Genomic DNA, 22841 nt, shown 5'->3' with positions numbered 1-22841 from the left:
TATTTAGATGGTTACCACCTTACTTGTTGCTGTAGTTGCCCTGGCGCTCATATTTGATTATACCAACGGCTTTCATGATGCGGCTAACTCTATAGCTACCATCGTTTCAACCAAAGTGCTAACGCCTTTCCAGGCTGTTCTGTTAGCCGCAGTTTTCAACTTTGCCGCCTATTTTTTTATTAAAGACCATAAGGTGGCTAATACCGTTGCCAAAATTGTGCACGAGGAATTTATAACCATGCATGTAATATTGGCCGGGCTTATTGCTGCCATTACCTGGAATTTAGTAACCTGGTGGTTTGGCATCCCGTCAAGCTCTTCGCATACACTTATCGGGGGCTTTGCCGGTGCAGGTATAACCAACTCGTTTTTTATGGGTGCCCATGGCTTTGCGGCGGTAAACTCGCATTACATCTTAACAATTATAGCATACATCGTACTTGCGCCGTTCATCGGTTTGTTTATAGCTTATTTTATTACCATACTGATACTGCACATTTGCAAAAGGGCAAAACCCGCAACGGCCGAGCGCTGGTTTAAGCGCCTGCAGCTGGTATCGGCCGCTGCGCTAAGCTTTGCACACGGTACAAACGACGCTCAAAAAGTAATGGGTATTTTATACGTGGCGCTTATTGCCGCAAAGGTTATTAATAACAGCGCCCCAATGCCCGAGTGGATACCTTTGGCATGTTACAGCGCCATATCATTGGGTACCATGTCTGGCGGATGGAAGATCGTTAAAACGATGGGATCGAAGATCACCAAGATCACACCTTTAGAAGGCGTTGCAGCCGAATCTGCCGGCGCAGTTACCCTGTTTATTACCGAGCGTTTTGGTATCCCTGTATCAACTACCCATACTATTACCGGGTCTATCATCGGGGTGGGTTTAACAAAAAGGGTATCGGCTGTGCGCTGGGGGGTTACTATAAACCTAGTTTGGGCCTGGATAATTACCATACCAATTTCGGCACTTATTGCCGGGCTTGTATTTTTGGTGGTAAGGCATTGGTAGCAACATATTTATGGCAGTAAATTTGCTTACTCATTTCCATGAAAAAAGCATTTTTACTTATCCCTTTCCTTTTTATTTTATTAAGCAGCTGCGATACGCTCAACCAGGTGGCGCAAACTACCATACAACAGTACGGCACCCCTACAACATTCGAAATTAACAACGGCTTAAAACAGGCACTTGAAATAGGTACCGGTAAAAGTTCTGACCAGCTATCGGCTGTAAATGGCTTTTTTGGTAATGCCGCTATAAAGATATTGTTCCCGCCCGAAGCGCAAAAGGTTGAACAAACCTTGCGCAGCATAGGCCTTGGCAAACTGGCCGACAACGTTATATTATCCCTTAACCGTGCTGCCGAAGATGCCGCGGTGCAGGCAAAGCCCATTTTTGTTAACGCCATTAAACAAATGACCTTAACAGATGTAACCAACATTTTGTTAGGCAGCCGGGATGCCGCCACGCAATATTTCAAACGTACCACCACCTTACAGCTTTCTGCCAAGTTTAAACCTGTTATACAAAACAGCCTTAACAAAGTAGGCGCTACAAAGTATTATACCGAAGCCGCCAGCGCTTACAATAAAATACCCCTTGTAAGCAAGATAAACCCTGATATAAGCGATTATGTTACACAAAAGGCTATTGACGGCTTGTTTGTAGAGATAGCTAAAGAAGAGCTTAACATCCGCCAAAACCTGAGCGCACGTACCACGCCGCTGCTGCAAAAGGTATTTGGTTACTACGATAAAAATAAGAAGTAACTGCAAAATGTAAATAGCGATGGGTTTATACCCATCGCTGATAAAACCCATCGCTATTTATGAAACTCCACCTTCACCTTCACATCTTCGGTTTTACCGTTAATATTGCCAACCCATGCGGGGCCTTGTTGTATCAGGGAAACAGCTTGTTTATCAGCTACTTCGTTCAGGCTCTTTATCACTTTGATGTCGCCTATGCTGCCATTTGGGTTTACCGTAAGCTGCAGGGTAACTACACCCTCTTCGCTGTTGGGCAGCGTAGCGTTATCTTTTAAATACATTCTGAAGTTTTCCCAGCCGTTTTGCGGGTGGGCTCGCGGCAGTTTCCTTTTAATTGTTTTTACAACTACTACTTCGCTTAAAGTGTGGGCGCTTTGATCTAATTCAACCTTCAAGCTGTCGTTGTTTTTAACATTCAGCGTTTTACTGTTAAAGCCAACCGAGCCAAACTTAAGGCTCTCATCTTTTTTAATATTGGGCAGGGTAAACTTTCCATTGGCATCAGTTAAAGTGCCCTGGGGTTTGCCTACAACCTGTACAGATACGCCCGGAAGCGGAGAGCCATCCACGCGGTTTAACACCACACCCGATACCAGGTTTAAGGGTAAGCCCGCACTCGCTAAAGCAGCCGGGTTATTATCTGTACGTTTACCCGGCCTAACCGTAATATCCGCGCCGTCGGCCTTACTTTTTAACGGAGTTAAAGCCGATGGATTTTTATTGATGGCCACATAACCGCCGCCTAAAACAGTGTCCTGCTTTTTATCGGCCACCATGTCCGACGCAACCATCTCTTCCAGGGGTGTAACAGGGGGGGCTGCCTTAAAAGCATCGTTTTGTGCTATTGCAATTTCGCGTGTCGCAGCAGATTCCGCCTTCGCCCGGTTTGCCGCCGCTCTTTCATTTATAACGGCGGATTTACGTTTTTGGTAGGCTATAGCTTGTTCACCAGCTTTTATAATACCATGCACGGCTTTTTTATCTATCACAACCGGCGTAGTATCAACAGGCACAATATTGTTTGCAGGCGCTGTTATGGCTACTTTTGGCGCCAGGGTTGTATTATTGCGTTTGTATAATAATCCTACCACTATCGCAAAGCCAATAAGGCTTGCTGCAATGGCAGTTACAGTCCATGGCAATATGCGCCCTACTTTAGGGGCTGTACGCTCCTCCAAACGCTGTTGCAGGGCATTAAGGGTTTGGTGCTGTTTATTTTTTGTATTGCCATATCCTTCCAGCGCATCCATTAAAAACGGATCGTCCTGCGCCTCGCGTTCCAGTTTATGCATGGCGCGGGCATCAAGCTCCCCGTTAAGGTACTTCTGTATTTGCGATATGTTGGCCCGTTTGTTATCCACTGTTCTTCTCCAGGCAAATCTTAAGGTTGCGCTTCCCGTTTTGTATATAGCTTTTTACTTCGTTCATGGTAAAGCCGGTTTCGTCGGCCACTTCTTTATAACATTTCTCTTCAAGGTAAAATAATTTTACGCTTTGTTTTTGTGCCGATGTTAGTTTGTCCAAACAACGTTCCAAAGCCTGCATGGCTTCTTCGCGGTTATCATCATCAGGATGCAAAACGGGCGTAAATTCCATAAACTCATCCAAGTCAACGGTCTCTAATTTTTTACCCGCGCGCAGCTGCATCAGGCAATGGTTGCGGCTTAGCACGTATAACCATGCCCTGAACTGTTTTATATCGTGCTGATGCACCTTTTGTGCCAGCTCTTCAAATATGCTCATTACCGCGTCCTGGGCCGGCTCCTCATCTTTCAGATACTTTAACGCCACGCCATAAACCAGCGGCATATAACGCCCGTACAGCGTGCCCAGAACCTTTAGGTCGCGGGTTGCCCGGTAGCTTGCTAACAGCTCATCGTCTGCGGTATCTTCTGGTTTAACTGGCTTGGTAAAAAAATTCATCAAGAGGGTTGCAAAATAATTTTTTTAAACCGCTTATGGAAATCTTATCTCTGCTGCATCCTGTAATAAAAACCAACCGAATATGAAAAAGCTATTATTACTTATTATGTTGTTTGCTGGCTTTACAGGCAAGGCGAATCAAATTGTTACAGGAACCGTTACAGGTGCTGATGATAAAAAGCCCATAGTGGGCCTTGCTGTTGCAATAAAAGGAATACCGATCGGCACATTAACCGACGCTAAAGGTCATTATAAATTAAATATCCCTAATGGTGGCGTTACGCTGAAGTTTTCATTTGTAGGATATCAAACACAGGAAGTGAAAGTGGATCAGCGCACCAGAATTGACGTGATCATGCAGCCAAGTCAAACTTCTCTTAACGAAGTGGTTGTGCTTGCATACAATGCTAAAAACAAGAAAAATGCAGTTGGGAGCGTAGCCAGCTTAAACGGCCGGGTGGCCGGCCTCAGGGTTTCTGCCCAGGCAGATAAAAGTCACGCCTATTATGCCCCGGCCCCGATCCAGAGCAGTGAGAGCTATAAAGGCATTACCGACAATGCATTCACCAACGCGGCTTCTACGCCTCTTTCAACTTTCTCTGTTGATGTGGATGCCGCTTCGTACAGCAACGTAAGGCGGTTTATCAATAATGGCCAGCTGCCACCGGCCGACGCGGTGCGCATAGAAGAAATGATCAATTATTTTAACTATAACCTTGCCGGCCCGACAGACGGCGGCCCGGTTGCTATACATACCGAACTTTCATCGGCACCGTGGAATACCAGTCACCGTTTGCTGCGTATAGGCTTAAAGGCTAAAACAATCCCTACAAACAACCTGCCTGCCTCAAACCTCGTTTTCCTGATAGATGTATCGGGCTCAATGGATAGCCCCAATAAGCTGCCGTTGGTACAGTCATCGTTAAAAATGCTGGTAGACCAACTACGCCCGCAGGATAAGGTTGCCTTGGTGGTTTATGCCGGTGCCGCAGGCGTAGTGCTGCCATCAACCCCCGGTGATAAGAAGGAAACCATTAAAAACGCAATTGATAACCTTAGTGCGGGCGGCTCAACCGCGGGCGGCGAGGGCATAAAGCTGGCCTATAAAATTGCCGCCGAGAACTTTGTTAAAACAGGGAACAACCGCATTATACTGGCTACTGACGGCGACTTTAACGTAGGCGCATCCAGCGACGATGATATGGAGAAATTAATTGAACGGAAGCGGGAGAGCGGGGTGTTTCTATCGGTTTTGGGTTATGGCATGGGCAACTATAAGGATAGTAAAATGGAAACCCTTGCCGACAAGGGCAACGGAAACTATGCTTACATTGATAACATCACCGAAGCCCGTAAAACACTGGTAACTGAATTTGGCGGTACCTTATTTACTGTTGCCAAGGATGTAAAGCTGCAGATAGAGTTTAACCCCGCCAAAGTACAGGCATACCGCCTGCTGGGTTACGAAAACCGCATTTTAAACAAAGAGGATTTTAATAACGATAAAAAGGATGCCGGCGACATGGGCAGCGGCCACACGGTTACCGCGTTTTACGAGATAGTGCCTGCCCGCATCAAAGACGATTATATGGTGAGCGTAGACCCGCTGAAATATCAAAAGGTTAAAGAAAGCAAGGCAGACTTAAACCCATCAGCAGAGATGATGACCATAAAATTCAGGTATAAAGAGCCGGTTTCATCGGTAAGTAAGCTGAGTCAGGCCATTGTTTACGATAAGCCGGTAGGTTTTAACTCAACTTCTGTCGACTTTAAATTTGCCTCGGCAGTAGCCGAGGTGGGTATGCTGCTGCGCGATTCAAAATTTAAACAAAAAGCCAGTTATGCCCATGCTATCGCCGCAGCACGCGCCGGTAAAGGCGAGGATACGGAAGGCTACCGGGCCGAATTTATTCGCCTGGCAGAGAGTGCCCGGCTACTCAGTAAAAGTGCTGCGCTTGCAAAAGTAAACGAGGAAGAATAAGCCACAAATTAAAAGGCCTGTCGAATCATTATTTCGACAGGCCTTTTCCGGTAAAGAGGGTGATCTTTTTACTGTATATCGTACTTTACCACCACAGTTGGCAGCAGTGTAGCCGAGTTTAACGGTATCTGGTCGGTAGCTACGATTGGCCTGCGGGCTTTGTAAAAATCGTAAGCCGCTTTTTGCACATCCGCAACACCTGATGCAGGGTTGTTAAAGTTGATAGAAAAAGGGATAATAAAATCATGAAACTTCTCTTTATTGGGTATTATCCATTTTTTAGTCGACTTTTTTAAGGCCGCTACTGCCGGGACGGTTAACAGGTAATCATCGGCATAATAAATTACCAGTTTTGAAAGGTTACCGTTTACATCGGCTGTAAATTTTATGACTGCTACGCCGGCGGCCTTTTTAGCGATGATATCGGGGCTAACAACCAGGCTATCCTTAAAAAATCGGTTCATTACCGGCACCCCTCCCTGAAACGGGAACGCCAGTTCCTCCTGTGCTTTTACGTAAAAAGAAGATAATAATAGTGCAATTACGATCAGTTTTTTCATTCTGTTTCTTTTGGTTCTCGTTTGCTGCCTTCGTACAGCTCGTATTCAAATAAGCGGCAATCAAGCTTGCCATTGTAAAATTCAATTTTGCGGGCTGCCCTTAAACCTATTTTCTTAGCCAGGTCGGGGTTGCCGGTAAAAACATAACCGCGGTAGCCTAAACATTTCTTTTTCAGGAAATCGCCTATACGTTTGTAAGTTATTTCCAGTTTGGTATGTACGCCTAAACGCTCGCCATACTCGGGGTTAAACATCACAATACCCGGTTCGGCGGGCACTTCGGTATCTTCAAAATCACAAACGTAAAATTCTATCAAATGTTCTACACCCGCCGTATTTGCATTTTTACGGGCAATATCAACGGCATCTTCAGAAATATCCGTAGCGACGATCTTAAAGTCGACCGCCTTTTTCGCCTTATCCTTTAATTTACGGCGCTCGGTAAAAAACTCCTGCTCATCGTAGCCCATAATATGCATAAAACCGTAATTCATACGGAACAGGCCGGGATGTTTATTAGTAGCCAGCAAAGCCGCTTCAATTGCAAGCGTGCCCGAGCCACACATAGGGTTGATAAAAGTACTGTTCCTGTCCCAGTTGGTGGCCATAATGGTTGATGCGGCAAGCGCTTCCAGCATAGGGGCCTTACCCGGTATTTTACGGTAGCTGTGTTTAGCCAGCGTTTCGCCTGATGTATCTATATAGATGTCGGCCTTATCATCCTGCCAGTAAAGGCTGATCACCGTTTTATTTTGGTCGGCGCCCGAGTTTGGCCTGATGCCTTTTTTCTCCTTTATCCTGTCTACAATGGCATCTTTTACTTTTACGTTGGCAAACAACGGTGTTAATATATGTTTATTATTTACGTTGGATGTTACCGAAAAGTAGCCCGAAAAATCGATCAGGTTTTCCCATTCTATCTGTACCAGTTCATCGTAAAGTTGTTTAGGGTCGGCAGCTTCAAAACTTTTTAGCAGGTAAAGCACCTGGCTTGCGCAGCGCAGGTTAAGGTTTAGCGCTATGGTATCGTTAACAGTGCCCAGCAACTCAATGCCGGTTGCAAAAACGCGTGTTGGTTTAAAGCCTAATGCTTCAACTTCCTGCTGTAAATATGGCGACAGCCTTTTGTTGCAGGTGATAATGATCTTACTCTCAGTGTGGAAAACTTGCATAATTATTTTGCGAATTTATGAATTAAATACGCCGCTATTTAATTTCATACTATTAACTTTACATTTTAAACATTTTCTGAAATTATGGAAGTTAAAGGTAAGGTACATGAAGTGTCGGCAACCCAACAGGTTACCGAGTCGTTAAAGAAGAGAGAATTGATACTTGAATATATCGAGAACCCACAATATCCCGAGTATTTAAAGTTTGAAGCCATACAAGATCGGTGCAATTTATTAGATAATGTGAAGGTTGGCGATGATATAGAAGTGTTCTTTAATTTAAGGGGTCGCCCGTGGACCGATAAAACCGGTAAAAAAACGTACTTCAACTCGCTGCAGTTATGGAAGATCAACGTATTAGGCGGCGCAGGCTCTGCCTCTGCACCTGAATACGCGGCACCAGCTGATATCAGCTCAACCCCGGACGATGACGATCTGCCGTTTTAATTCGCTGGCGGTTTTTAGTTTGCAGTAAGCGGGCCCAAAAAAATATAAAAGCCCTTCTAAGTTATTTTAGAAGGGCTTTTTTGTGCAAGCTGCAAATCGGTAACCGCTAACTATTCCTTAACTACCCTTTTTACAGCAACGTTTGCGCCTTGCTGTACCTGCAGGTAATAAACGCCGTTTACCGGCAGGTTAAACTTTTTGCTGAAACTACCGGTGCTGCTCTTATCCGCCCATATTATAGTGCCCTTGCTGTCGGTAAGTTTAATAGCTGCCACGGTTTTTGCGGGCAAATTGAAAGCTAATACCGTTTTGCCCGTGCTAAATTCGTAAGCGATATTGATATCGGTTACAGTCAGCAAAGGTTTTATTAAACCCATAGCTTTCAGTTTTTCTTTCGGCGCCTCCGTTACACGATAGCTTACATGGGTGCTTATGCCGTCAGCATCGGTATTGTCATAACTAAAGCTTTGTGTATTGCGGCCGTTAAATTCAAACCCCGGCCTGCGGCGCGGAAAATCAAAATTAAACGGTTCTATTCTCATAGGGGGCAAATCCTTATCAAAGCGATAGGTAAATGCCTGGGAGCTATCATTGCCCCGCAGCTTTTTAAGGCGTAACCTAACGTCTTTACGCGCGCTATCCTTACCTAAACCAGCAACAATCTCGTTATCGTTGTCCATGTTGCGTTCAATAGTGATATGGTTATTTTTTCCGTCGCCGGTAGTTTCGCGCTCTATGGTTATCGTGCGGTTTGTTACAACACTATTGTTGTTAAATAAAGGCGGAGCCGGTAAATTGTTTATTTCGGCAAGGGCATCCTTTCGTTCCTGTGCCGATAGCTTTTTGATATCCTTACCGTTTATGGTAGTATCGCCGTTAACAATTCGTATCTCGGTGCTTTTTTGCGTTTGGCCGAGTACCAGGGGCGGCAGGCCAATTATGGCCACTAAAGCAACCGAGAAAATGAACTCAAAGCCGGGTTTTATGATCTTCTTCATCGCTATTGATCTAAGGTTAACGCACAAATTTAGAAACTCTTCTTAATCAATACGTTAAAAGGCTGATGGTAAATTGTTAAAAATTGTTAAAAGCAATAGCGTGTGGGTAATTTAAAATATTTTTGTTGTTGGCATGAAAAGAAGAAGCATAGCGCTTATAATAGGTTTAATGGGGTTTGCACTTTTGGGTGTTATTGTTATGCAATTGTATTTTTTGCGGCAATCGTACCAAATGCAATCCGAGCTTTTTAACCGGTCGGTTAACGAGGCATTAAGCAATGTGGTAGCAAAAGTTGCCAAACAGGATGCCATTAACTTTTTGAATGCTAAAACCCAGCAAACCCATAATTACGCGTTAAAGCGTGCAGAAACTATTGATAAAAGAAGCGAAATAAGCATCAATGGCAGTAAAAGTATCATAGGCGACTCGCTGGTACTTAAAAAGAAGCAAAGCAAGCGCGAACGGAAGCTGGCTATGCTGCGCGACAGCCTGAAGCGCATGATATTGCACAAAAAAATGGACGATGACCTGACCGGGTTAATGCAGCAGGGCCTGGTTAACCTGCGTATTCGCATTGGGCAATATACCGATGAATTTGGCGAGGTACATTTTAGGTTCGTGCCCGAGATCGTAAAAACGCCACCACGGAAAGTTAACCAAAAACCGCACAAGTACGATACGCTTAGATACACTTATATAGATCCGCAATTTGGACCCCAAATGATATCGGTGCCAAAGCTTAACCCCGATTGGGTAAGGGAGCAGGAGCGTATTCAAAAAGAACGGCAGTTTCAGCAGGTAAAGAAAATGCTGGAAACCGACTCGTTAGAGAACGCACCGGCCAATGCAAAAAAGCCTAACGTGATAGAGAACCTTGCCGAAGAGTACCGGAAATCTAACGAGCCGCTGGATAAACGCTTAAATAGTTTTTGGATAGATTCGCTGCTAAGGTTCGAGCTGCATAACCGGGGCATATTTTTGCCCTTTAGCTATGAGGTGAGTACGGCCAACAGCGATTCGCTCATTTTTGCGAGCGCTATGGATACAAAAGGTGTTAAGCCCGAATTTGTTGCTGCCAATACCTATCAGAAAGCCATATTCAGCGATGAACTGATCAACGACCCGGGTAAGATAAAAATTTCTTTCCCGCAAAAAAGCTCGTTCATTTTAAGTAACATGACGGCTACCATGGGTACAACCGGGGCCTTGTTATTTGTACTGATATTTTGTTTTGGCTATACCATCTTCTCTATCCTCAGGCAAAAAAAGATATCTGAGATGAAGATAGATTTTATCAACAACATGACTCACGAGTTTAAAACCCCGGTATCAACCATCATGATAGCCAGCGAAGCTTTAAGAGATAAGGAGATTGCCGAAGATAAAACCCGTGTTACACGCCTTGCAAACGTTATTTATGAAGAAAATGTGCGCCTTGGCAGCCACATAGAACGGGTATTGAACATTGCCCGTATAGAGCGTAACGACTTTAAGCTGGATAAAAAGCCGTTGGATGTAAATGAAATGATTACCATAGCGCTGGATAGCATGGCGCTAAAAATGCAAAAATGCAACGCGGTTACCACATTAAACCTGGAGGCCGATAAACCGGTTATTATTGCCGATGAACTGCACTTTAGCAACGTAATGTTTAACCTGATAGATAATGCCATTAAATACAGCGCCGGCGCACCAGAAATTGCAATTACTACGTTAAACAGGAACGGGCATGTAATAATACGCGTTGCCGATAAAGGCATAGGCATGAGTCGCGATCAGCAGGCAAAAATATTTGAGCAGTTTTATCGCATCCCCACGGGCAACTTGCACGATGTAAAAGGCTTTGGGCTGGGGCTTAGCTACGTAAATACCATTGTTAAACGTTTAGAGGGCACTATAAGCGTACGGTCTGAAAAGGACAAAGGATCGGAGTTTGAATTAAAATTTCCGGTGGCTTAGGTCTGGAAGTCGGAAAGTCCGCGGTCGGGAAATCCGAAAGAGAAAGAAGCGACCGCATAAGTAAAACTTAAAATCTCGCCGATTTCCGGGCTTATCGGACTTTCGGACTAAACATTATGAAAAAAATATTACTTGTTGAAGATGACCCCAACCTTGGCTTGTTGTTGCAGGATTACCTGCAGCTGAAAGGAAAGTTTGACGTAGTGCTGTGCAAAGATGGCGACGAAGGCCTGCGCGCTTTTACCAGGGACCAGTTTGACCTGCTGATACTGGATGTGATGATGCCAAAGAAGGATGGCTTTACATTGGGTAAAGAGATAAGGAAGATAAACCCCACTGTGCCCATTATATTTGCCACGGCCAAGGCCATGATAGAAGATAAAACGCAGGCCTTTAACCTTGGCGGCGACGATTATATCACCAAGCCGTTCCGCATAGAAGAGCTTTTGCTGCGCATAAACGCCTTATTGAAAAGGGCGGACGTTACCGAGAAAAAAGGCGACGACAAACCCTCACAATTTAAGCTGGGCAGCTACGATTTTGATTATACATCGCAATTGATAACCCGGGGTACCGCCCTGCAAAAACTCTCTACAAAAGAAGCCGAATTGCTGCGCCTGCTGTGCATCAAAAAAAACGAGGTGCTTACCCGCGAAGAGGCCCTGCTGAACATCTGGCACGATGACAATTACTTTAACGGCCGCAGTATGGATGTTTTTTTAAGCAAGATACGCAAGTACTTAAAGGATGACCCGTCGGTAGAGATTATCAACGTTCATGGCAGGGGTTACAAGCTGCTCATCAATTAATTAACGGGAGGTTGCCCGCCTGGGTATTTGTTTACATGGTTAACATGGTTAACACAATTTGTTATTTTTATTTTATAATAAACTGATAATTAAGTGGTTATGAAATTATCTTCCTAAAATAGGTTAACCTTAATTAATGCAAGAGATTCAGTGGTATCATAATTGAATAGCGTACCCAACTCACGTTACCTGATCATCTTCTCCGTTGGGTATATCCTCTCCAAAATGGATAATGTTACCATCATTATCCAGGATGCTGAACTGGCGCATTTCCCAGGGCATATCCTGCAGGTCGCCATTAGGATGGATGATGCCATGTGCTTTATACCCGGCGTATAGCTTATCTACTTCGGTTACGTTTACATAGCAGCCGGTGGCTTTGGGTATTTCGGGGTCTTTACATGGCCACAGGTGGATGTTTACCCCATCGCGGCTAAATATCAGGTAACCATCCCAGCTGTTATGAAAGGTAAAGCCCAACTTTTCGGTGTAGAATTTTATGCGGGCTTCCTCGTTTAACGAGGCCAATATGGGTATGGCGGCTTTTAGCATGATGATCTTTCAAATGTTCAATTCAAATATAATTATTGCTTGTAACAACTTTGTTAAATCTGCACTGCAAAAATAACGGGGTAATTAAATAAGTTTGCTTTTAAACTTAACTGACTCATTATGAAATTAAAACTACTTTACACCTGTATGGCCCTTACGGGTTTGGCGACCACTGCTTTTGCGCAGGAAACTGTTGACCAGGCCACCACGCAAAAAATACGCGAGGAAGGCATGAACCATTCCAAGGTAATGGAAACCGCTTTTTATTTAACGGATGTATCGGGCCCGCGCCTGGCTAACTCCCCGGGGTTAAAACGTGCGCAAGCCTGGGCGGTTAACCAGCTGAAAAGCTGGGGCATGTCAAACTCCAAATTAGAGCCATGGGGCAAATTTGGCAAAGGCTGGGAAGTTCAAAAAAACTACGCGGCTGTTACCATGCCTTACTACCATGCTATTATTGCTATACCCAAAGCCTGGACGCCCGGGACAAACGGCCTTATAAAAAGCGATGTTGTTTTGGTGCAGGCCGATAGCATGCCCGATCTGGACAAATATAAAGGCAAACTGGCCGGTAAAATAGTAATATTCGACACCAAAAACACCTTAAAACGTTCAACTAAGCCTGATCTGGAGCGTTACACCGACGAGCAGCTGGCCGAAATGGCTAATGCCAAACCTCAGCCCCGTGGTCAGCGCAGGGCGTTTGACCCAAACTCGCCGCAGTTTGCTGCCATGCGTAAGGCCAGGGCAATGCGTGCTGCCATGAGCCAGTTTTTGATTGACGAAAAGGTTGGCCTGATACTTAGCCAGGGCCGCGGTACAGATGGTACAACCTTTACTACAAACGGTGCCTCGTATGCCGATACCGCAAAAGCCGTTGCCCCTGAGTTAGAAACCAGCGGCGAAGACTTCCTTCGTATACTTCGTTTGGTTAAAGCCGGCCAGAAAGTAGAGATGGAAGCAGATATTAAAACCCAGTTTATTACTGACGACCTGCAGGGGTACAACGTAGTTGCCGAGATACCGGGCACCGATAAAAAATTAAAAGAGCAGGTTGTGATGATAGGCGGCCACCTTGATTCATGGCACGGCGCAACCGGCGCAACTGATAACGCGGCAGGCAGCGCTGTGATGATGGAAGCCATGCGCATATTAAAAGCAATAGGGTTTAAACCAAAACGCACTATCCGCATTGCCTTATGGAGCTCGGAAGAGCAGGGCTTGTTCGGATCGCGCGGTTATGTGCTTAAGCACTTTGGCGACCCTAAAACCATGGAGCTAAAACCTGAGCAAAAAACACTTGATGCTTACTATAACCTTGATAACGGTACCGGCAAGATCCGCGGTATTTACCTGCAAGGCGACAGCGCTGCAGGGCCGATATTTAAAGCATGGTTAGAGCCGTTTAAAGATCTTGGCGCTACCACCGTTACCATAGGCAACACAGGCGGTACTGACCACCTTTCGTTTGATGCGGTTGGGTTGCCGGGCTTCCAGTTTATACAGGATGCTATGGATTACGGTACACGTACCCACCACAGTAACCAGGATACTTACGACCGCTTAAGCGAGGACGATCTGAAACAAGCAGCTACTATTGTAGCATCGTTTGTTTACAATACCTCTCAGCGTGCAGAAATGATACCTCGTAAAGAGTTGCCGACCGTAGCCCCGGCAACACCGGGAAGGTAATATATTAAACCGCAAAAGAAAGCCGCCCGAGTTATCAGGCGGCTTTCCTTTTCAGATGATCTTTTATAAATTAATGTCGGCGGTTTTGGGCTATATTCAAGATTGTCTGGGCAGTTGCTATATTTGCACTATGATTAAATTTTTATTTGCGATCGCATTTTGTGTATGTTTATTTTCCTCATGTGTTAAAGATCTGCAAATAGATAAGCAAAATCCTCCGGGCACAGGTAAGCCTGATAGTACGGAGACAAAAAGTACTATAGTTGCTGTTGGAGGTGCCGCTCAGACAGATACTGTTGGTAACGAACTTATAAATGCAGTGGTTTTAAAGATTAACGAGCCCGGCTCCAAACTCAATAAGTTTTTTGTAAAAATATTCCAGGAAACCCTCTGCAATGGCGACTCGGTGGCTGAACGCACGATCACTAATGGCGACCAAATAAGCTACAAGTGGCGACTGAATAGTAAGCCGGGGGTGCAAACCCTTAACTTTAAAATATTTGATAGTAATAACAACGCGATAGATTCATTAAAAATCACAGCTACAGCAATTTCGCCAGCACCCGGCTGGCATGTTGCATCATGTACAGTGCCAGACAACTTATACGTAAACACTTTTGCTATTCAAAGTACAGGGAGGCTTTTGGTTGGCTATCCTGGCACCTGGCGGCCCCAATATAGCGATGATAATGGTGTTAGCTGGCATTCATTTAAATATAGCGATATTGCATACACTAATAAAATAATAACAGGACCCAATGATGAGATCTATATCGCAGCTAATAACAACTCTGTTTATTACTCCGAAAATGGCAACAAATGGGAGGAATTAACTTTAGGGGGATATAAATATGAAACATGCCGCGATATAGCATTATTACCCAATGGCAAATTATTATATACTTCGATAGGTGGTGGTATTTTTATTCGTGATAAAAAAAATGACCCGTTCGTAGAGATTCACGCATCAGATAAATATAAAAGCATGGACTTTTATTACCAGGCCAGTCTGGCTAATGGGGATATTTACTTCAGGCAGATCTCTAATTTCGTTCCGAGGCTTGTAAAGTTAGACCACAACACACTTAAAGTAGAAGATGTGACGAATTTGCCTGTTACATATACTAATACATTTTATGTTGATGATAAAGGTAATTGGTATGTAGGCGGTTACAATAAAGTCAGTGCTTCGGCAGAATTGTACAGGTCTGACAACAACGGCATAACCTGGAATAAGCTTTTCAGTTATGCATATTCAGCATCTTTTTACGATACGAGCATTTTCAATTTTAGCAAACAAGTTGATGGTAACTATTATTTTGAGATCGATGCCGAGTATTTTAAAACCGCCGATCTTAAAAACTTTCAAAAGATAAATATGAAGGTAAATTCTTATTCAGGCCAATATGTTGTTGCGCCTAACGGAAACCTTGTTTTAAGTACTTTTCCAAGGGCTATAAGTTATCTTGTACAGTAGTTTGCAAGCGCATGACTAACCCCATTATTAGGCATTCTACATTACAAAAAAGGCATTATTTTAAATAAGATTTTCCTTCTTTATAGTTATTTGCTCCGTATACTTACGATGCTATAATGTGCGTATTATCTCTTTTAATTGCAAACCTTTTTACCTGGGCGGCAATACCTGCAGCATCGTAGCCGCACTCGGCCCAAAGCTCGGGTTGTTCGCCGTGTTCAATAACCTTATCCGGGATGCCTAAACGGGTTACCTGGGCCTTGTAATTGTTATCGGCCATAAACTCTAATACTGCCGTGCCCATTCCACCTTCAAGGCAGCCGTCCTCAACGGTTACTATGTGGTTGAATTTTTTAAACACCTCGTGCAGCAGCGCTTCATCCAGCGGTTTTACGAAGCGCAGGTCGTAATGGGCAGGATAATACCCCTCGGCGTTAAGGCCGGCGATAGCTTTAACAGCCTCGTTGCCAATAGCGCCAATGGTTAAAATAGCTACTTCCTCGCCATCGCAAATCATGCGGCCTTTGCCAACCGGTATAGCTTTCATTGGGCGTTGCCAGTCTACCATAACACCGTTACCGCGTGGGTAGCGAATCACAAAGGGGCCCATATTATCCTGCTGCGCGGTGTACATCAGGTTGCGCAGTTCTTCCTCGTTCATAGGTGCCGATACCGTCATATTGGGTATGCAGCGCATAAAGGCCAGGTCGTAAGCGCCGTGGTGCGTTGCGCCATCAGCACCGGCAAAGCCCGCACGGTCAAGGCAAAATACCACGTTTAACTTTTGCAGGGCAACATCGTGTATCACCTGGTCGTAAGCCCGCTGCATAAAGCTGGAATATATGTTACAAAACGGCACCAGCCCTTGCGTAGCCAAACCAGCGCTGAATGTAACCGCATGCTGCTCGGCAATGCCCACGTCAAACGCGCGGGTTGGCATAGCCTTCATCATCAGGTTTAACGAGCATCCTGATGGCATAGCCGGCGTAATACCCATAATCTTTGGGTTTTGCTCGGCAAGCTCTATAATGGTGTGGCCAAAAACATCCTGATATTTAGGCGGTTGCGGCTTTTCGTGCTTTGTCTTTTTTATTTCGCCGGTTATTTTATCAAATAAGCCGGGTGCGTGCCATTTGGTCTGGTCTTTTTCGGCCAGCGCATAACCCTTGCCCTTCACTGTAACGCAATGCAATAATTTAGGGCCGGGGATGTCGCGCAGGTCGCGCAACAGTTTAACCAGGTGTTTTACATCGTGCCCGTCAACCGGGCCAAAATACCTGAATTTAAGGGCCTCAAAAAAGTTGCTGCGCTTAAGCAGGGTGCCCTTTATGCTTTTTTCAATTTTCTTGGCTATTTTAAAGGCATCAGGCCCTAATGACGATATTTTGGCCAACACGGTGGCTATATCATCGCGGAAACGGTTATAAGGCTTTGATGTGGTAATATCAGTTAAGTACTCTTTTAACGCGCCCACATTCGGGTCTATCGACATGTTATTGTCGTTCAGGATCACCAGCAGGTTAGAGTTTTCGATACCCGCGTGGTTAAGCGCTTCAAAGGCCAGGCCGGCTGTCATGGCGCCATCGCCAATTACGGCTACGTGCTGCCTGTCGGTTTCGCCTTTGTATTGCGATGCTACCGCCATACCCAAAGCTGCGGATATTGAGGTTGATGAGTGGCCCACGCCAAAGGTGTCGAATACGCTCTCGCTGCGTTTCGGGAAACCACTTAGGCCTTTATAAATACGGTTGGTATGAAAGTTTTCGCGGCGGCCGGTGAGTATCTTATGGCCATATGCCTGGTGGCCAACGTCCCAAACCAGTTGATCGTATGGGGTGTTTAATACATACTGAAGGGCAACTGTAAGTTCAACGGTGCCCAGGCTGGCCGCAAAATGTCCCCCGTTTACCGATACTACATCAATAATATACTGGCGTAGTTCATTGCAAACCTGTTCAAGTTCATCTTCCTTAAATTGCTTTAAATCAGAAGGATAGTTAATGCGTTTTAAAAATTCACCGGCGGGTACCTGCATTGGATGATATTCACTCTTTTATAACTTACAAAGTAAGCTATTTAATTATTAATAATTGGAATATAATAAACGTATTTATTGTTTTGATTATAAAATTTATAATTTTTTAAATCGTAAATAGCTGTATTTTTGGCACATGACCGAAGATGGGTTCTCCATAAAGTTATCGCAGTTTGAAGGCCCCTTTGATCTTTTGCTGTTTTTTATCGAGCGGGATGAACTCGACATCCACGATATCCCCATCGCTAAGATAACCGACGATTTCCTGAACTACATTCACCAGATGACGGTGCTGAATATGGAACTGGCCAGCGAATTTATTTTTGTTGCCGCCACCCTGATGCGCATTAAAGCCAAAATGCTGCTGCCGCGTTACAATGCCGATGAGGAGGAGAACGAGATGGACACCAAAGAGGGCCTGATCCGTAAACTCATCGAATACAAAAAAATCAAGGTGCTTTGTGATGAACTGCGCCCTTACGAGGATGAGCGCTTTAAGCAGGAGAAACGCGGCAACATTAAAACCGACCTGGAACAGGTAGAAAAGGTAACGGTGCCCGGCGAGGAACTATCTGAACTGAACCTGTACAAGCTGATGACGGTATATAACCGCCTGATGCGCCAGTATATGACCCGCACCGAAGAAGTGCACCATACGGTAGTACAATATCCCTATACCATCGAAAAGCAGAAAGAAGCGATAAACAACCTGCTGCGCATCAACAAAAAAATGGATTTTAAAAATATCGCCGGCAACAGCGAGAACAAGGTGCATTTTGTATATAATTTTTTAGCCGTGCTGGAGATGCTTCAGCAGGAAATGATAGATATAACTATTGGATTAGGATATAATAATTTTTGGATAGCGCCGAGGGAAGATGTGAGATCTTAGATGTGAGATATGAGACAATTTGTGGTAATGGAACAATTTATAAGCTCAAACTATATTTTTTCATCTCAAATCTCGTATCTCACATCTCAAATCTAATCTTAATATCTAAATTAGCGCCGTTTACACACCCCATAATGAAAAGAGACAAATTAATATTCAAGCTGTTGGACGAAGAGCAGCAGCGCCAGGAAGAAGGAATTGAGCTTATTGCATCAGAAAACTTTGTAAGCAGGCAGGTAATGGAAGCAGCGGGCTCTGTGGCTACCAACAAATATGCCGAAGGCTTACCGGGCAAGCGCTATTATGGCGGCTGCGAGGTTGTTGATGAAATTGAGACCATTGCCATTGAGCGTGCCAAGCAACTGTTTAACGCGGAGTGGGCAAACGTGCAGCCGCATAGTGGTGCACAGGCTAACGCTGCAGTGATGCTTGCCGTACTAAACCCGGGCGATAAAATATTAGGGTTTGATCTTTCGCATGGTGGGCACTTAACGCATGGTTCGCCGGTTAACTTTTCGGGTAAACTTTACGAGCCGCATTTTTATGGTGTTGTGAAAGAAACCGGGCTTATTGATTACCAACAGCTTGAAAAAGTTGCTTTAGAGCAAAAACCAAAACTGATCATCTGCGGCGCTTCGGCTTACTCGCGCGATTGGGATTACGCGCGGATCCGCAAGGTTGCTGATAAGGTAGGCGCCCTGGTGCTGGCTGATATAAGCCACCCGGCAGGCTTAATTGCCCGTGGTTTATTAACCGACCCGCTGCCGCATTGCCATATAGTTACTACAACTACCCATAAAACCCTGCGCGGCCCGCGTGGCGGCCTTATCCTTTTAGGTAAAGATTTTGCAAACCCGTGGGGTATAAAAACGCCAAAGGGCGAAGTTAAAATGATGTCGGCCATGCTGGACATGGCGGTGTTCCCCGGTACGCAGGGCGGCCCGCTCGAGCATATTATTGCCGCAAAGGCAATTGCTTTTGGCGAGGCGTTAACCGATGGCTATATGAAATATATTGCACAGGTAAAATTAAACGCGGCAGCAATGGCGAAAGCGTTTGTAGCCAAAGGGTACGATATTATATCGGGCGGTACTGATAACCATTTAATGCTGATCGATCTTCGCAATAAAAACATTACCGGCAAAGCCGCCGAAAACGTGCTGGTTAGCGCGGATATTACCGTTAATAAAAACATGGTGCCGTATGATGATAAATCGCCTTTTGTAACTTCGGGTATAAGGGTTGGCACAGCCGCCATTACCACCCGCGGATTAAAGGAGAAGCATATGGAAACCATCGTTGACCTGATAGATGCCGTATTAATTGATCCTGAAAATGAAACCTCTATCAAAAAAATCCGTAAAAAAGTGCATAAGCTGATGGAAGATTTCCCGTTATACAGGGATAAAGATTAGCATTAATAGATGGGGATAAAGCAGGAAAACTCTTTCGACACTGAAAGTAAGCGGTTAAACGCGCTTAATTCATACGACGTATTGGATACGTTGCCCGAGAAGGAGTACGATGCTATAGCCCGCCTGGCATCGTATATATGCCAGGCACCCATTGCCTTAATTACACTTATAGACGGCGAAAAACAATGGTTTAAATCTAAGGTTGGCCTGGAAATAAACGAGACACCACGCGCCGACGCGTTTTGCAATTACACCATACAAAGCGACCATATTTTTGAGGTGCCCGATGCCTTGGTTCACGAGGAGCTAAAAACCAATCCCTTTGTTAATACTGCCGACGGCATCCGGTTTTATGCCGGCGCTCCGTTGATAGATCCCGACGGTCATCGCCTCGGCTCGCTTTGCGTGGTCGACCGCAAACCGCGACAACTGACCGACGAGCAGCGTGATGCCTTGCGTACGCTTGCTGACGAGGTGATGTCGCACCTTACTTTGCGCAAGCAAAAACGAGACCTTGAAAAAAGCCTGGACCTGCACAAAGAGTTTTCTAAACTGTTCAATAGCTCGTCAGAAATACATTTTATTGCCGGTGCCGATTCAAATATCGAAACCATAAACAACGCGGTGTTTAATATATTAGGGTACACACCTGAACAAGCCATTGGCAAATCGTTATGGGAGTTTGTTGTTGGCAAAAACCGTGAGCAATATGTGCCGATGATAGAGCAGGCCGTTAAGTCGCAAAAACCGTTTGAGCTGGAAACAGAAACGGTGACCCGTACCGGCGAGGTAAAGCACCTGAGCTGGACGGCTATAAACAGCGGTGGTAAATGGTATGCCAGCGGGCGCGATACTACGTTTCAGCAAAAGTTAATAGAAGAGACCCGGCAGTTGTCGCTGGTGGCAAGTAAAATAAAGAACGGGGTAGTAATAAGCAATGCCGATGATAAAGTGGTGTGGGCCAACGACGCTTTTGAACATATAACCGGGTACACGCTGCAAGATGTAGAGGGGAAATTTTTAGGCGAGGTGTTGCAAGGCAAGCCTAAAGATGACGATGCGGAGCGAACCCTGATAGAAGCGAGAGAAAAAAAACATTCGTACGAGGTAGAGCTATCTATGGTGAGCAAGGACGGCCGGCCGCTATGGATAGCCGTAACAAATTCGGTTATCTACGCGGCCAACGGCGCTATAGAAAGTATATCAGGATAATTATAGACATTACAAACCGGAAGCGTGCCGAACAGGATGTGGAGATACTATCGTTTGCGGCGCGTAAATCGCCAAGCGGCATCATGATACGCGATAGCAGGGGTGAGGTGATTTGGATGAACGAATCACTTGAACATATTATTGGTTATACACTTGCGGAACTTAAGGGGAAAACCATCGGCACCAAATTAATAGGGGCCGAAACCAACCAGGAGGTTTTTCAAAGAGCGGTAGCAGCGGTTAAAGCAAATAAGCCTTACGAGGTTGAGATCAAAATATATAAAAAGGACGGCTCGACTGCCTGGGTATTCATATCAAACAGTCCGTTGTTTAACGACGTGGGCAACGTTGAACGCCAGATAGGGGTGATCGTAGACATAACTGAACGTAAGAAAGCAGAGGAAGAACTGACCATGTTATCGTTGGTGGCCAGTAAAACCACCAGCGGCGTGGTAATAAACGATAAGGATGGTAAGGTAGAATGGGTAAACGACGCCTTTGAACAAATAACCGGTTACACCTTAAGTGATGTTAAGGATAAACACCTGGGCGATTCATTAAAGGGCGAACTGACCGATGTTTCTATTATACAAAAAGCCCGCGAACTTTCTGCAAAAATGCAATCGTTTGAGGTGGATCTGCTGATATACCGTAAAGACGGGCAACCGCTATGGATATCGGTAATAAATTCCGCAATCAGGGGGGATAACGGCAAGGTGGATAAATACATTGAAACCATTATTGATATTACCGCCAAAAAGAAGGCGGAGCTTGAACTGATAGCCGCTAAAGAAGAAGCCCTTCAGCTAAGCCGTGCAAAGGATATGTTTATTGGGGTAATGAGTCACGAGATACGTACGCCGTTAAACGCGGTGATCGGGATGTCGCACCTGTTGTTAAACGATGATCCGCTTGAATCTCAAAAAGAGAACCTGAGCGTGCTTAAATTTTCGGCCGAGAATTTAATGACCCTGATAAACGATGTGCTTGATTTTACAAAAATAGAAACCGGAAACATTGAGCTGGAAAAGGCGAAGGTAGATATTCGCGAAATGATACAGAGCATTATAGGCTCGATGAAATATAAGGCGCACGAGAAGAATATCTATCTTACGCAAACGATTGATACGGCCGTACCTGCCGTTGTAATTGGCGACAGGGCAAGGCTTGTTCAGATATTGTTGAATTTGGTTAGTAATTCTGTTAAATTTACCAGCCGGGGCGGTGTAAATATCGACCTGAAGGTAATTGAGCAAAACGACGATATCGTACGCATACGTTTTGGCGTATCAGATACCGGCATTGGCATTGCAAAGGATAAATTAAATACCATATTTGAATCGTTTAAGCAGGCAGAGGCCGATACAACCCGTAATTATGGAGGAACGGGCCTGGGTTTGGCAATAAGCAAAAGGTTAATTGAACTGCACGATTCGCGTATAAATGTAGATAGTGTACTTGGGGAGGGCTCGACATTTTGGTTTACAATAACCTTTAAAAAATTGGCCGCCCACGCAATTAATAATAAAAACAAAGTGGAAACAATATTGAACATTAATGTGCTTGTAGTTGATGATAACCAGATAAACAGGTTACTTATCAACAAGGTGCTTAAAAAGTGGGGCGCGACCGCGGACTTTGCCGAGAACGGACAAGAAGCCATTGATAAGCTTGAAAGACATATGAACTTTGATGTTGTACTGATGGATATTCATATGCCTGTAATGGGCGGGCTTGAAGCCGCCGGCATCATTCGGGCGAAAACAGAATCGTACTTTCAAAACCTGCCCATAATTGCCCTAACCGCATCAATGTTAAGCAACCAAATGGGGCAGATAGAAGATGCCGGTATGAACGATTACATCCTGAAACCATTTGACCCTACCACCCTGTTTGAGAAACTGAGCAGGTATCAGAAGCAGTAGGTAGAGGTTAGAGAT

General features: G+C 44.9%; 19 protein-coding genes. 12 read left to right on the top strand and 7 right to left on the bottom strand.

From position 1 onward, the window contains the following. Positions 1-7 precede the first annotated feature (7 nt). Entirely contained in the window at positions 8-1015 is a 1008-nt protein-coding gene (locus tag GWR56_RS03180; protein ID WP_162429722.1) for an inorganic phosphate transporter, read from the top strand. Positions 1016-1053: 38 nt separating this feature from the next. Continuing rightward, positions 1054-1776, top strand: a complete 723-nt coding sequence (locus GWR56_RS03175; protein WP_162429721.1) for a DUF4197 domain-containing protein — start codon at positions 1054-1056, stop codon at positions 1774-1776. A gap of 53 nt (positions 1777-1829) precedes the next feature. Here GWR56_RS03175 and GWR56_RS03170 read toward each other — a convergent pair whose 3' ends face one another. Further along, positions 1830-3137, bottom strand: a complete 1308-nt coding sequence (locus GWR56_RS03170) for a carboxypeptidase-like regulatory domain-containing protein (protein ID WP_162429720.1) — start codon at positions 3135-3137, stop codon at positions 1830-1832. Beyond that, a complete protein-coding gene (locus tag GWR56_RS03165; RefSeq protein WP_162429719.1) occupies positions 3130-3699 on the bottom strand; it encodes an RNA polymerase sigma factor in 570 nt (189 codons plus the stop codon). Before GWR56_RS03165 ends, GWR56_RS03170 begins: the two co-directional genes overlap by 8 nt. Positions 3700-3781: 82 nt before the next feature. On the opposite strand from GWR56_RS03165, the gene GWR56_RS03160 reads away from it, so the two are divergent. Beyond that, positions 3782-5680, top strand: a complete 1899-nt coding sequence (locus GWR56_RS03160) for a VWA domain-containing protein (RefSeq protein ID WP_162429718.1) — start codon at positions 3782-3784, stop codon at positions 5678-5680. A gap of 68 nt (positions 5681-5748) precedes the next feature. Here the strand turns inward: GWR56_RS03160 and GWR56_RS03155 are convergent, their stop codons facing one another. Together GWR56_RS03155 and GWR56_RS03150 are read right to left on the bottom strand one after the other, a co-directional pair. After that, entirely contained in the window at positions 5749-6240 is a 492-nt protein-coding gene (locus tag GWR56_RS03155) for a hypothetical protein (protein ID WP_162429717.1), read from the bottom strand. Continuing rightward, positions 6237-7412 (bottom strand): class I SAM-dependent RNA methyltransferase, encoded by a 1176-nt coding sequence (locus GWR56_RS03150; protein ID WP_162429716.1) that lies wholly within the window; start codon positions 7410-7412, stop codon positions 6237-6239. The genes GWR56_RS03155 and GWR56_RS03150 overlap by 4 nt, the downstream gene beginning before the upstream one ends. A gap of 84 nt (positions 7413-7496) precedes the next feature. Between GWR56_RS03150 and GWR56_RS03145 the strand changes: the two genes are divergently transcribed. After that, positions 7497-7859 carry a DUF3127 domain-containing protein gene (locus GWR56_RS03145; RefSeq protein WP_162429715.1) on the top strand — a complete coding sequence of 121 codons (363 nt, stop codon included), beginning with the start codon at positions 7497-7499 and terminating at the stop codon, positions 7857-7859. 110 nt (positions 7860-7969) lie between these two features. Here GWR56_RS03145 and GWR56_RS03140 read toward each other — a convergent pair whose 3' ends face one another. Further along, positions 7970-8857 carry a T9SS type A sorting domain-containing protein gene (locus GWR56_RS03140; protein ID WP_162429714.1) on the bottom strand — a complete coding sequence of 296 codons (888 nt, stop codon included), beginning with the start codon at positions 8855-8857 and terminating at the stop codon, positions 7970-7972. 133 nt (positions 8858-8990) lie between these two features. Between GWR56_RS03140 and GWR56_RS03135 the strand changes: the two genes are divergently transcribed. Both GWR56_RS03135 and GWR56_RS03130 read left to right on the top strand, forming a co-directional pair. Continuing rightward, positions 8991-10817, top strand: coding sequence for a sensor histidine kinase KdpD (locus tag GWR56_RS03135; RefSeq protein WP_162429713.1), 1827 nt, complete (start codon positions 8991-8993; stop codon positions 10815-10817). A gap of 116 nt (positions 10818-10933) precedes the next feature. Beyond that, complete coding sequence (locus tag GWR56_RS03130; RefSeq protein WP_162429712.1) at positions 10934-11626, top strand: response regulator transcription factor; 693 nt, start codon at positions 10934-10936, stop codon at positions 11624-11626. Positions 11627-11806: 180 nt separating this feature from the next. Here GWR56_RS03130 and GWR56_RS03125 read toward each other — a convergent pair whose 3' ends face one another. Beyond that, positions 11807-12178, bottom strand: coding sequence for a VOC family protein (locus GWR56_RS03125; RefSeq protein ID WP_162429711.1), 372 nt, complete (start codon positions 12176-12178; stop codon positions 11807-11809). 120 nt (positions 12179-12298) lie between these two features. Between GWR56_RS03125 and GWR56_RS03120 the strand changes: the two genes are divergently transcribed. Continuing rightward, positions 12299-13870: a M20/M25/M40 family metallo-hydrolase gene (locus GWR56_RS03120; RefSeq protein WP_162429710.1), complete on the top strand. Its 1572-nt coding sequence runs from the start codon at positions 12299-12301 to the stop codon at positions 13868-13870. Between the two features lie 130 nt (positions 13871-14000). Then, positions 14001-15347 carry a hypothetical protein gene (locus GWR56_RS03115; RefSeq protein ID WP_162429709.1) on the top strand — a complete coding sequence of 449 codons (1347 nt, stop codon included), beginning with the start codon at positions 14001-14003 and terminating at the stop codon, positions 15345-15347. 103 nt (positions 15348-15450) lie between these two features. Here the strand turns inward: GWR56_RS03115 and dxs are convergent, their stop codons facing one another. Beyond that, on the bottom strand, positions 15451-17382 hold the full coding sequence (dxs, locus tag GWR56_RS03110; RefSeq protein WP_162429708.1) for a 1-deoxy-D-xylulose-5-phosphate synthase: 1932 nt from the start codon (positions 17380-17382) through the stop codon (positions 15451-15453). Between the two features lie 136 nt (positions 17383-17518). Here dxs and GWR56_RS03105 point away from each other — a divergent pair, with 136 nt between their 5' ends. From GWR56_RS03105 to GWR56_RS03090, 4 genes are all read left to right on the top strand, one after another. Then, positions 17519-18274 (top strand): ScpA family protein, encoded by a 756-nt coding sequence (locus tag GWR56_RS03105; RefSeq protein WP_162429707.1) that lies wholly within the window; start codon positions 17519-17521, stop codon positions 18272-18274. A gap of 134 nt (positions 18275-18408) precedes the next feature. Then, entirely contained in the window at positions 18409-19689 is a 1281-nt protein-coding gene (gene glyA / locus GWR56_RS03100) for a serine hydroxymethyltransferase (RefSeq protein ID WP_162429706.1), read from the top strand. A 9-nt stretch (positions 19690-19698) separates the two neighbouring features. Beyond that, entirely contained in the window at positions 19699-20901 is a 1203-nt protein-coding gene (locus tag GWR56_RS03095; RefSeq protein ID WP_162429705.1) for a PAS domain-containing protein, read from the top strand. Next, positions 20835-22826, top strand: a complete 1992-nt coding sequence (locus GWR56_RS03090) for a PAS domain-containing hybrid sensor histidine kinase/response regulator (protein ID WP_162429704.1) — start codon at positions 20835-20837, stop codon at positions 22824-22826. The genes GWR56_RS03095 and GWR56_RS03090 overlap by 67 nt, the downstream gene beginning before the upstream one ends. Positions 22827-22841: the final 15 nt, after the last annotated feature.

The sequence above is a fragment of the Mucilaginibacter sp. 14171R-50 genome, from assembly GCF_010093045.1.
Lineage (GTDB): Bacteria > Bacteroidota > Bacteroidia > Sphingobacteriales > Sphingobacteriaceae > Mucilaginibacter.
The sequence above is the reverse complement of the archived record's forward strand: the minus strand, read 5'-3'. Positions and strand labels throughout refer to the sequence as shown.